This is a genomic window from Priestia sp. SB1, assembly GCF_038898415.1.
The window spans coordinates 1,008,008-1,019,117 of sequence record NZ_JBBJSS010000001.1; the positions used below are offsets into that span (position 1 = coordinate 1,008,008).

An 11,110-nucleotide genomic window follows, 5' to 3' on the forward strand; every position below is an offset into this window, starting at 1 on the left:
CTTATTATAAACTTTCAGTTCAAAAAAATCTAGCATCGCGATTCATGAGCAAAAATTAATTTCGCTTGTCTAAATTACGCCTTTTCAGTAAACCAATAAAAAAATCTTTATGATCTATTTAGTACTCTTTAGCCCTCAAGAACGTTATTTTTATCATACCCTTTTCTATAACCTTTACCTTTCTTTAATTTTCCACTCCATTTCTCTCTTAGCTTCATGAATACCCCAAATCCTCCTAATATGAATCGTGTTTTTTTGAATTTTTAACACATACTACAAAAGCACACTAAATTTTTAAGGGGGAGCTTCATGACACTTTCAAAACAAGAAATCAGTCAGTTAAAACAAAATTTACAGCAGCAGCAGGCTGATATTCAATCGCACTTTGATCAAAATGATCATTTTGGTCTAACTCGAAGCGACGCTCACGATGCTGTAGGAGAACTTTCAAGCTACGATAACCACCCTGGTGACACAGCCACAGAAACATACGAGCGTGAAAAAGACCTTGCACTAAATGAACATGCAAAACAAGAGCTACATGAAATAGAAGAAGCACTGCAGGCAATCGCTCACAGCACGTATGGAACATGCAAAGTATGTGGAGCAGATATCTCGTTTGAAAGACTTCAGGCTGTACCAACTACTTTATACTGTAGAGAACATAGCCCATCACAGGATATTCCAAAGCACAGACCTGTAGAAGAAAATGTTCTCCATCACCCATTTGGTCAATACGACTATGACGATACCGAGACGACAGGATACGACGCAGAAGATTCTTGGCAAGACGTTGCGCGTTACGGGACGTCTGAATCTCCTTCTGATTTTATAGAAGATACGTCTAACTATAGTGAAACCTATATTGAGGCGGATGAAGCTATTGGGTACGTTGAAGATTATGAAAACTTTGCCGCTACCGATTTATATGGACAGCCTCTTCCTATTTACCCTTCAAAAGAGCATGAGCGATATGAAAATGCACTGGATGAAGAAGGTACGATGACCATATTTGGAGATTTACCGGCCTATGAGAAAGATCCATACACTGAAAAGGAGTAGTTCTTCATACTACTCTTTTTTCTATTTTTAGTAGGAGCTATGGGAGATGACATCGAATGAATAGGAGATTAGAATTAATAATGAGGTGAACATAATGAATGCACATGAAATTGATTATAAATTGTATGGAGATGACATGCAGTTTGTTGAAATTGAATTAGATCCTTCAGAAAGTGTGATAGCAGAAGCTGGAGGAATGATGATGATGGAAGATGATATTGAGATGGAAACCATTTTTGGTGACGGTTCTTCCTCCAACAGCAGCGGACTTTTTAATAAACTAAAAGGTGCTGGAAAACGCGTATTAACTGGTGAAAGTTTATTTATGACGGTATATACAAATAACGGATATCACAAGCGAAAAGTATCTTTCGCTTCACCTTTTCCAGGTAAGATTATTCCTGTCCATTTAGAGCAGCTCGATCATAAAATTATTTGTCAAAAAAGCTCCTTTTTATGCGCCGCCAAAGGCGTATCCGTTGGTATTGACTTTCAAAAAAAACTAGGAACTGGCTTCTTTGGCGGTGAAGGTTTTATTATGCAAAAATTAGAAGGCAATGGCCTCGCATTTTTGCATGCAGGCGGCACCATTCATAAGAGACAGCTGCAGCCGGGTGAACGCCTTCGTGTGGATACTGGCTGTTTAGTGGCCATGACCCGTGATGTAAATTACAACATCGAGTATGTAGGGAAAATTAAAACAGCTCTGTTTGGAGGAGAAGGCATGTTTTTTGCTACTCTGTCAGGACCGGGAACAGTTTGGATTCAATCTCTTCCTTTTAGTCGACTAGCCGATCGCGTTTTATCAAGTGCAGTTTCACCAACGGGAGGTAAAGGCGAAGGCAGTATCCTTGGTTCTTTAGGTGATTTCTTAAACGGTGACAACAGATAAAATAAAAAAGGTGTAGTCGTTGACTACACCTTTTTTATTTATTGATTTAATAAATTTTTAGTGGAATGAATTCCCCAAATATCAGATGCATATTCCTCAATCGTTCGGTCACTAGAAAAAAAACCGGAATGTGCAATGTTCGTCGCACTCATTTGAAGCCATTTATTTTCATTTCCATAAGCTTCGTTTACTTTTTGCTGTGCCGTAACGTATGAGTCAAAGTCACGGAGTACGTAGTATTCATCATTTTGCATTAATAATGAATCATATATAGGCTCGAATAAGTCATATGTGTCAGGTAAGAAGCCGTTTGTGAGCTGCTCGAGCACTTGTCGAATCCGCTTATCATGATGGTAATAATCATAGGCACGGTATCCTCCATTTTGCTGATAGCTCAATACTTCTTCGGCTTTTAACCCAAAAATAAAGACATTATCTTTTCCTACTGCCTCGCTAATTTCGACGTTCGCTCCGTCCATCGTACCAAGAGTTAACGCTCCGTTCATCATGAATTTCATATTTCCCGTTCCCGAAGCTTCTTTGCTGGCGGTTGAAATCTGTTCGCTGACATCCGCTGCAGGAAAGATATACTCAGCAAGTGACACTCGATAGTTTTCTAAAAAAACGACTTTTAAAAACGGTGATGTTTGTGGATCATGATTGACAACATCAGCTACAGAATTAATTAGCTTGATGACTTTTTTTGCATAATAATAGCCGGGAGAAGCTTTCGCACCAAAAATAAATGTACGAGGCACGATTTGAAAATTAGGGTCTTCTTTTAATCGATTGTACAAATACATAATGTGCAGTACATTTAAAAGCTGTCTTTTATAAGCATGAAGCCTTTTAACCTGTACATCAAAAATAGAATGTGAATCTATTTTAATTCCCGTTTGCTCTTGAATAATATCGGCAAGCAGCTTTTTACGCTGTTGTTTTACTGTTTTTAGTCCTTGTAAAAAGCTTGGATCTTCCACATACTCTTGGAGCTTTATAAGAGAATGCGGCTGTTTAATCCATTTATCTCCTATCACCTCGGTAATAAGAGAGGAAAGCTGCGGGTTAGCTTTTAACAACCAGCGCCGGTGGGTAATTCCATTCGTTTTATTGTTAAATTTAGCAGGATAAAACTGATAAAAATCTTTCATTTCTCGTTCTTTTAAAATATCAGTATGAATCTTTGCCACGCCGTTTACTTTATAACTTCCCACAATTGCTAAATGAGCCATCTTTACTAGCCCGTGCGCTAAAATAGCCATATTTTCAATCCGCTGCCAGTCTCCTGGATATGCTTCCCATAATTCTTTACAAAAGCGCTCATTAATTTCTTCAATAATCATATACACTCGTGGAAGCAAGGGTTGAAATAAATCAATCGGCCATTTCTCAAGGGCTTCAGAAAGAGTCGTATGGTTTGTGTATGAAATGGTATTGGACGTAATATGCCATGCATCTTCCCATTCCATTTTTTCTTCATCCAGTAAAATTCTCATTAGCTCAGGAATCGCAAGTACAGGATGCGTATCGTTAATATGAATGGCTACTTTTTCGTGAAAGTTTGTAAGTGTTTGATAGGTATTTCGATGTGCTCTGATAATACTTTGTAAGCTAGCTGACACAAGAAAATATTGCTGTTTCAACCTTAATATTTTACCATCTTCATGTGTATCATCCGGATATAAAAATTCTGATACAGCCTCTGTTTGACGCTTATACTCCATCACATCTTTATGTACTGGAAATGATGAAGGCTCCGCATTCCAAAGGCGAAGTGTATTCACTGTATCTGTTTTATACCCGATAACCGGGATGTCATAAGGAACAGCAGAGACGGGTTCTCCTTTTACATGACGAAAAGAGAATGTTCCGTCTTCCTGTACCATTTCAACTTCGCCCCAAAAGTTCACTTCGATTGCTTGATCTAATTTACGTACTTCCCATGAATTCCCATGCCTTAACCATTGTTCTGGGAGCTCAATTTGAAAGCCGTTTACAATCTTTTGATCAAACAAACCGTGTTTATAGCGAATCCCATAACCGTGACCAGGAAGATTAAGTGAAGCAAGAGAATCTAAAAAACAAGCAGCAAGCCTGCCTAATCCCCCGTTTCCTAATCCTGCGTCTACTTCGATTTCCTCAATATTTTCAAGTGAAATATTCAGATCACTTAATCCTTCTTTTACAACTTCCCGAATTCCTAAGTTCAACAGATTTTGACCCAACAGTCTGCCTAATAAAAATTCGATAGAAAGATAATACACTTGCTTTGTATGTGAAGACCTATGAATTTCATTGGTTGAAATCCAATCGCTGCTAATATACTCTCGCACCATATTTCCTAATGTATGATAGTGATCTTGAACAGTAGATTCTTTAAAGCTCTTTCCATATGTCATTTCCAGCTTTTTTAAAAAAGCCTCTTGAAAGCTTTTTTTATCAGAGAACAATCTGCTCACCCTTTCACGATGGAGTAGATGTCAAATTTGAATACAATTGATTATATTTAAATGCCGATTGCCCCCAGCTATAATCCTGACTCATAGCATCCATCATTAATTTTTTCCATACATCTTTCTGGTGATAAAATGAAACAGCTCTTTCTAACGTATGAAGCATGTCATGAGCATTATAATTCTTAAAAGAGAAGCCATTTCCCTCTCCGCTATATTCATTATAAGCTTTGACCGTGTCATTCAGGCCGCCCGTTTCACGCACGACTGGAATGGTTCCATACTTTAAGGCTATTAATTGTCCGAGTCCGCAAGGCTCAAAACGGGAAGGCATTAAAAATAAATCCGTACCGGCATAAACTTTATGAGCAAGTTCCTCATTAAAACCAATAATGGCTTTTACTTGTTGCGGGTACGTATCTTCCATCTCACGGAAAAACTGCTCAAACTCGTGTTCGCCAGTTCCTAAAATAACAATTTGGGCTCCTAAGTTAACCGTCTCATGGAAAACGTGCTTGACTAAATCCAATCCCTTCTGCTGGGTTAACCTTGTAACCATCGAAATAATTGGAACATCCTTATTTTCCTCTAATTCAAGATAGCGCTGGAGCTCTTTTTTATTTTTATATTTTCCTTCAATCTCTTCTACAGAATATGGATAAGATATAAGCTGATCTGCGTCTGGGCTATAAGCTTCTTCATCGATTCCATTTACAATCCCAATTAAATCTTGATTTCGCTGACGCAATAATCCATCTAAACTTTCTCCGTAATAGGGCATTTGAATTTCATCTCGATATGTAGGACTTACCGTGGTAATTTTATCAGCTGATACAAGAGCCGCTTTCATAAAATTAATATTCCCATAAAACTCGAGCTGGCTTGTAGTAAAATAATAATCATTTAAATTTAATAGCTCATATAAATTGCTTTTAGGGAAAATTCCTTGGAATTGCAAGTTATGAATCGTAAAGACCGTCTGGATATGATCATACATATCATAATTAGCACGAAGTAAAAATGGAATCATAGCCGTATGCCAGTCGTGACAATGAATGATATCAGGCTCATTCTCTAAAAATGGGATAGCTTCAAGCACAGCTCTGCTGAAGAAAGCAAATCGTTCAGCGTCATCGTAGTGCCCATATAAGCTATCTCTTTTAAAATAATATTCATTATCAATGAAAATATATTTAACGCCATCCATCGTTAACGATTCAATCCCACAGTACTGTCTTCTCCACCCAACCTGCACATGAATAACTTTTTCAAGCACCATTTCATCTTGATAATGTTGAGGAATGGTTCCGTACTTTGGCATGACTACACATACGTTCGTTCCTAACTTTTTTAATTCTTTAGGCAGGGCACCTGCTACGTCTGCTAATCCTCCTGTTTTAATAAAAGGTACACATTCTGATACAGCAAATAATACATTCACGACTTCATCAACGCTCCTTGAGTTGTTCCTTTAGCAATGACTCTAGGTAGACCTGACTCACCTAGCAACGTTTCATTACTTCCTATTTTCACATCTTTGTCTAAAACAACATTTTCTAATACACTATTTTCTAAAATAACGCCTTTTTGCATCACAATGCTATTCTTAACGACCGTACCTTTTCCAATTTTAACGCCTCGGAAGATAATACTATTTTCCACATGTCCTTCAATCACGCACCCGTTTGCGATCATTGAGTTTTTCACAACCGCTTTTTTTGCGTAACGAGTAGGCGGTTCATCTTTTACTTTAGTGAAAACAGGACGTTCGTTGATAAATAACTGCTTCCAAACATCTGGAGATAAAATTTCCATACTTGTTTTATAGTAGGCATCTAAGCTAGAAATCTCAGCCGTATATCCATGGTGCTCGTACTTTTCTACACGATGAGATTGTGCCATATATCGAACCATTTCTTTAATCGTATAAAAATCATGCGATTCATTTTGCAAAATATTAACTAGAATAGATTTATTAATAATATACATATTAAGCGATTTATCACCCTGCTTCATTTCAGTAATATCTGCATTTGAAGCAATATGACGCTGCAGCACGTGCTCAAAGTCAACTGTACATATCGTATAACTATTAGCAATTAATACGTATTCCTGCTTACTTCTTAAGAAATAATCAATATGATAACGGAACTGCGTGAATAGTGATGGACTCTCTAAGTGTAAATCACTTGTCATAGGAGGGAAGATAAACAATCCATCTCGCTTCCGATCCAAATCCCATTCTTTTCCTGAACCTATATGATCCATCAATGCGCGATAGCGATCACGAGGAAAAATGGCAACGCTCGAAATTCCAGAGTTCACCATATTAGAAAGCGTAAAATCGATTAATCGATAGCGCCCTGCAAAAGGAATGGCAGCAATCGATCTATAAAAGGTTAAAGGCTGCAGCGCTGTTGTGTTTGTACAAGCATCAATAATACCAAGCATTTGATTATTCAATGTCGTTCATCCTCTCTGTTCGTTAAATGCATTTAGCAACTGATTCAATCAATTCTTGAGTAACAAGAATTACTTCTTCGCTTCCTTTGGTCGGTCGAATGATAGTACCGTCTGGAACTTCAATGTCCGATGGAACAATTGCGTTTTCAATATATACGTTAGAGCCTATCTTTGCAGTAGGCATGACAACCGTTTTCTTAACTTCAGAACCTGAACCGATTTGTACACCTGGAAATAACACGGACTGCTCTACGTTTCCTTCGACAACGCACCCTTCATTTACTAATGACTCCACCACGCAGGCGTTTGGCGCAATATATTGAGGAGGCTGATTAGGGTTAACAGAGTATACTTTCCATGAAGAGTCAAATAAATTAAGCTCGTCTTTATCACATAACAAATCCATATTCGCTTCCCATAAGCTTTTTACAGTTCCTACATCTTTCCAATAACCTTGGAATGGATATGCAATTAGCTTTTTCTTTTCATCTAGTAAAAGCGGAATAACATCTTTACCAAAATCATGGCTTGAGTATGGATTGCGTGCATCCATTTCTAAATATTCTTTTAAAATACTCCATTTAAAAATATAAATCCCCATAGAAGCTAGATTATTTTTAGGGCGCTGTGGCTTTTCATCGAACTCCATTACATCTAGGTCACTATTTGTATTTAAAATACCAAAACGGCTCGCTTCTTCCCAAGGTACTTCAATAACAGAAATCGTTACATCTGCTTCTTTGTTTATATGATAATCAAGCATATTTTCATAGTTCATTTTATAAATGTGATCACCTGATAGAATCAGTACGTACTCAGGATCATATTGTGTCAAATAGTTTAAATTTTCATAAATAGCGCTAGCCGTGCCTTTATACCACTTTACTCCATCTGACTCCGCGTATGGAGGCAATACTGTGACGCCACCATTCCGTCGGTCCAAATCCCAAGCGCTTCCAATTCCAATGTATGAATTGAGAACTAGCGGTTGATATTGTGTTAATACACCTACTGTTTCAATACCTGAATTTGTACAATTACTTAAAGCAAAATCAATAATTCGATACTTACCACCAAATGGTACAGCTGGCTTTGCTAGATTTTTTGTAAGTGAACTTAGCCGACTACCTTTTCCTCCTGCCAATAACATCGCTACGCATTTCTTTTTTAACATGTTGTTTTCTCTCCCCTCGTTTTCTCTTTGCTCGTAGTATACTAATGCCAAACGGCGGAATATTCATTTCAATGCAAAAAGGTTGACCGTGAAACGATTCATCCACTGATTTTAATGCCTTTTTATTTACAATGCCTGAACCGCCGTACACTTCGTCATCACTGTTAATAACTTCAATGTACTCTGTCTCAACTGGAACTCCAACTTTGTAAGAATGATATGGATACTCAGAAAAATTGCTAACAACTATAAAAATCTCCTGATTTTCTTTCGACTTGCGAATAAAGGAGAAAATTTGTTGATGATGATTGTTAACATCAATCCATTCAAATCCATCTGGATTATGGTCTAATTCATATAAAGGCTTGCTTCTTTTATAAATCTTGATGAGATCCTTCATATATCCGTTAAGATTGCGATGCATGTCAAAGTCATAAAGCATCCAGTCTAACTCTTCTAAATCTTTCCACTCATCAAATTGGCCAAACTCTCCGCCCATAAATAAAAGCTTTTTTCCAGGGTGTGCAAAGAAATATCCATATAGCAGTCGAAGCTGTGCAAACTTGCGCCAGTAATCACCTGGCATCTTATTAAGCAATGATTTTTTCCCATGTACGACTTCATCATGAGAAAGCGGCAAAATAAAGTTTTCGTTAAACGCATACATTAGTGAAAAGGTCATTTTATCGTGAAGATAGGGACGTCTTTCCACGCCAGCTTCCATGTACGTTAAAACGTCATTCATCCATCCCATGTTCCACTTATAATTAAAGCCTAAACCGCCCTCATACGTAGGTGCTGTAACAAGGGGCCAATCCGTTGAATCTTCTGCCATCATTAATATCGTTTCATCAGATTTAAAAACAGCTTCATTCAATTTTTTTAAGAAGCTGACAGCTCCATCATTTACTGCTTTTCCAGAAGAATTTTGCCAATAAAGCATATTAGCTACAGCATCTACTCGAAATCCATCTATGTGGAAGTACTCCAACCAAAACAAAGCGTTCGAAATGAGAAAACTTTGTACTTCAGGCTTGCCTAAATCGAAATTAGCTGTTCCCCAAACATAGTTTTCACGGTCGGGTTCTTTTTTGTATTCATAAGTAGGTTCTCCATCGAACATATACAGACCATGTTCATCCTTACAAAAATGCCCGGGTACCCAGTCTAAAAGAACGCCTATATTATTTTGATGACACTCATCTATAAAGTTCATCAACTCTTTAGGTGTACCGTATCGACTGGTAGCAGAATAGTATCCAGTTCCTTGATATCCCCAGGATCGGTCGAGCGGATGCTCAATGACTGGTAATAACTCAATATGTGTAAAACCTTGTTCAGCAATATAAGGAATAAGCTCCTGTGCTAATTCACTGTATGTATAAAGGCTGCCATCTTCATGAGTCCTCCAAGACCCTGCATGCAGCTCGTAAATACACAGTGGTTTTTCATATATATTTTGCTGTTTTTTCTTTCTACGCCAATATTGGTCGTTCCATTTGTACCCATCCAATGAGTAAACAATAGACGCAGTGTTTGGACGCACTTCACTGAAGAAAGCGTATGGATCTGCTTTTAATTTTTTTTGATTGCTTTGTGTGATGATTTCATATTTATAAATAGTCCCTTGTTCTAATTCAGGGATAAATGTCATCCAAATACCTTCTTCATTAACTTTAACCATTGAATGTTGAAAACCGTTCCATTTATTAAAATCACCTACAACGCTTACACCCTTTGCATGAGGTGCCCACACGCAAAATCGTACGCCTTCAATTCCTTCTACCGTTACCTGATGCGCACCGAAAATAGAGTAACTGCGAAATAAGTTTCCTTCGTGATACAAATGAACATCAAATTCAGTAGGCTGAACCGCTAGATTCACTTTTGCCACCCCTTTAACTTCAAACATAATATACGCACATAATATACGCTTCTTACCACTCATTCCCTTTTATAGTAAAAACATAAACCTTTTCTACAAATATAATAGAATAAATGTTCTTTAAAATTACTCTTTATTCCATACTCTTCATACTTTATTACTTTATGAATAATTCCATATGATATAGGGAAAATCCTGCTTAAAACTTACTTTTTATTCTGAAAATTCATGGTAATTATTCCTAATTATTATTCCTGTTTACTTAATCTTTAAAAAAGCGCAAATAAAAAAAGGTTTGCATATATGCAAACCTTTTTAAGATGACCCGTACGGGATTCGAACCCGTGTTACCGCCGTGAAAGGGCGGTGTCTTAACCGCTTGACCAACGGGCCATATTTAAATTTAAAACGACTGGCGGAGAAGGAGGGATTTGAACCCTCGCGCCGCTTACACGACCTACACCCTTAGCAGGGGCGCCTCTTCAGCCACTTGAGTACTTCTCCGTATGGCTCCACAGGTAGGACTCGAACCTACGACCGATCGGTTAACAGCCGATAGCTCTACCACTGAGCTACTGTGGAATATGGTGGGCCTAAGTGGACTCGAACCACCGACCTCACGCTTATCAGGCGTGCGCTCTAACCAGCTGAGCTATAGGCCCATTATTTGGAGCGGGTGATGAGAATCGAACTCACGACATCAGCTTGGAAGGCTGAGGTTTTACCACTAAACTACACCCGCGTTACTTAAGATGGGGCGACTGATGGGAATCGAACCCACGAATGCCGGAACCACAATCCGGTGCGTTAACCACTTCGCCACAATCGCCGTCTTAAAATGGTGGCTCGGGACGGAATCGAACCGCCGACACAAGGATTTTCAGTCCTTTGCTCTACCAACTGAGCTACCGAGCCAAACAAAATGGCGGTCCCGACGGGAATCGAACCCGCGATCTCCTGCGTGACAGGCAGGCATGTTAACCGCTACACCACGGGACCACTTTGGTTGCGGGGACAGGATTTGAACCTGCGACCTTCGGGTTATGAGCCCGACGAGCTACCGAACTGCTCCACCCCGCGATGATATGAATATGATATAAATAAATGGCGGAGGAAGAGGGATTCGAACCCCCGCGGGCTTTAACACCCCTGTCGGTTTTCAAGACCGATCCCTTCAGCCG

7 protein-coding genes and 9 tRNA genes are annotated in these 11,110 nt (G+C 38.6%); 2 read left to right on the plus strand and 14 right to left on the minus strand.

Annotated features, from left to right (window positions below; translation table 11 throughout):
• Window positions 1-309: 309 nt before the first annotated feature.
• Both WKH56_RS05195 and WKH56_RS05200 read left to right on the plus strand, forming a co-directional pair.
• Window positions 310-1,062, plus strand: a complete 753-nt coding sequence (locus WKH56_RS05195; protein ID WP_013059568.1) for a TraR/DksA C4-type zinc finger protein — start codon at window positions 310-312, stop codon at window positions 1,060-1,062.
• A 94-nt stretch (window positions 1,063-1,156) separates the two neighbouring features.
• Window positions 1,157-1,954: a TIGR00266 family protein gene (locus tag WKH56_RS05200; protein WP_063248614.1), complete on the plus strand. Its 798-nt coding sequence runs from the start codon at window positions 1,157-1,159 to the stop codon at window positions 1,952-1,954.
• A 38-nt stretch (window positions 1,955-1,992) separates the two neighbouring features.
• Here the strand turns inward: WKH56_RS05200 and WKH56_RS05205 are convergent, their stop codons facing one another.
• From WKH56_RS05205 to WKH56_RS05270, 14 genes are all read right to left on the minus strand, one after another.
• Window positions 1,993-4,404 (minus strand): glycogen/starch/alpha-glucan phosphorylase, encoded by a 2,412-nt coding sequence (locus tag WKH56_RS05205; protein WP_028411871.1) that lies wholly within the window; start codon window positions 4,402-4,404, stop codon window positions 1,993-1,995.
• Window positions 4,405-4,417: 13 nt separating this feature from the next.
• Entirely contained in the window at window positions 4,418-5,848 is a 1,431-nt protein-coding gene (gene glgA / locus WKH56_RS05210; protein ID WP_033579578.1) for a glycogen synthase GlgA, read from the minus strand.
• A complete protein-coding gene (locus WKH56_RS05215; RefSeq protein ID WP_025750736.1) occupies window positions 5,845-6,870 on the minus strand; it encodes a glucose-1-phosphate adenylyltransferase family protein in 1,026 nt (341 codons plus the stop codon). The genes glgA and WKH56_RS05215 overlap by 4 nt, the downstream gene beginning before the upstream one ends.
• Before the next feature lie 22 nt (window positions 6,871-6,892).
• A complete protein-coding gene (locus WKH56_RS05220; protein ID WP_016765788.1) occupies window positions 6,893-8,044 on the minus strand; it encodes a glucose-1-phosphate adenylyltransferase in 1,152 nt (383 codons plus the stop codon).
• Window positions 7,995-9,956, minus strand: a complete 1,962-nt coding sequence (gene glgB / locus WKH56_RS05225; RefSeq protein ID WP_310884125.1) for a 1,4-alpha-glucan branching enzyme — start codon at window positions 9,954-9,956, stop codon at window positions 7,995-7,997. Before glgB ends, WKH56_RS05220 begins: the two co-directional genes overlap by 50 nt.
• A gap of 294 nt (window positions 9,957-10,250) precedes the next feature.
• Window positions 10,251-10,322, minus strand: a tRNA-Glu gene (locus WKH56_RS05230).
• Window positions 10,323-10,342: 20 nt separating this feature from the next.
• Window positions 10,343-10,433, minus strand: a tRNA-Ser gene (locus WKH56_RS05235).
• Between the two features lie 3 nt (window positions 10,434-10,436).
• Window positions 10,437-10,511: transfer RNA gene (locus WKH56_RS05240), tRNA-Asn, on the minus strand.
• Between the two features lie 3 nt (window positions 10,512-10,514).
• Window positions 10,515-10,591, minus strand: a tRNA-Ile gene (locus WKH56_RS05245).
• Between the two features lie 6 nt (window positions 10,592-10,597).
• A tRNA-Gly gene (locus WKH56_RS05250) sits at window positions 10,598-10,671 on the minus strand.
• A gap of 11 nt (window positions 10,672-10,682) precedes the next feature.
• Window positions 10,683-10,758: transfer RNA gene (locus WKH56_RS05255), tRNA-His, on the minus strand.
• 10 nt (window positions 10,759-10,768) lie between these two features.
• Window positions 10,769-10,844 (minus strand) — tRNA-Phe (locus WKH56_RS05260).
• An 8-nt stretch (window positions 10,845-10,852) separates the two neighbouring features.
• Window positions 10,853-10,928: transfer RNA gene (locus tag WKH56_RS05265), tRNA-Asp, on the minus strand.
• Between the two features lie 4 nt (window positions 10,929-10,932).
• A tRNA-Met gene (locus tag WKH56_RS05270) sits at window positions 10,933-11,009 on the minus strand.
• Window positions 11,010-11,110 lie beyond the last annotated feature (101 nt).

Coding starts and splice junctions, on each gene's coding strand:
- WKH56_RS05220 (WP_016765788.1), bottom strand. CDS start 8,044: ATGTTAAAAAAGAAATGCGTAGCGATGTTATTGGCAGGAGGAAAAGGT.
- WKH56_RS05200 (WP_063248614.1), top strand. CDS start 1,157: ATGAATGCACATGAAATTGATTATAAATTGTATGGAGATGACATGCAG.
- WKH56_RS05195 (WP_013059568.1), top strand. CDS start 310: ATGACACTTTCAAAACAAGAAATCAGTCAGTTAAAACAAAATTTACAG.
- glgB (WP_310884125.1), bottom strand. CDS start 9,956: ATGTTTGAAGTTAAAGGGGTGGCAAAAGTGAATCTAGCGGTTCAGCCT.